Origin of the sequence: Streptomyces sp. URMC 129 (genome assembly GCF_051386415.1) — a bacterium.
In the GTDB taxonomy this organism is placed as follows: Bacteria; Actinomycetota; Actinomycetes; order Streptomycetales; family Streptomycetaceae; genus Streptomyces.
The window spans coordinates 1-527 of sequence record NZ_JBPQTQ010000304.1 but is presented as its reverse complement, the minus strand read 5'-3'; the positions used below and the strand labels follow the sequence as shown (position 1 = coordinate 527).

1 protein-coding gene is annotated in these 527 nt (G+C 75.3%); it reads left to right on the top strand.

Annotation, left to right across the window (positions count from 1 at the left end):
* Positions 1 to 482: alpha/beta hydrolase (locus tag ACSNOC_RS27900; RefSeq protein ID WP_436750356.1), on the top strand; the 482-nt coding region annotated here is incomplete at its 5' end.
* Between the last annotated feature and the right edge of the window lie 45 nt (positions 483 to 527).

Sequence of the window (527 nt, the reverse complement as noted above, 5' to 3'; positions counted from 1 at the left end):
CCCGCCACCCCGACCGCGTGACGGCCCTGGTCCTCACCGCCGGGTTCGCCACCCCCAACCCCCGCTTCCGGCTGGCCGTCCGCCTGTGGCGCGACCTCCTCGCCTCCGGCGACACCGCCCGCCTCGCGGCCTTCCTCACCCTGACCGGCTTCGGCGCCCCCGCCCTCGACGCGTTCGGCCAGGCCGACCTGGACGTCGCCGTGAAGGCCACCGCCCTGATGGTCCCGCCCGGCACCGCCGACCACCTCGCGCTGGTCGACACCGTCGACGTCCGCCCCGACCTTCCCGGCATCACGGTCCCCACGCTGGTGATCTCCACCCTCCACGACGCCCTGGTCACCCCCGCCCACCACCACGTCCTCGCGCGGGCGATCCCGGACGCCCGCCTGTGCGAACTCCCCACCGGCCACCTCCCGTTCCTCGAAAGCCCGGAGCAATGGCTGACCCGGATCCGGGACTTCCTCGCCGAGGCCACCGCCTGAGCTGCCGTTAGTCACCCGGGCACAACCCCGCCCCCCGGCCCCCTC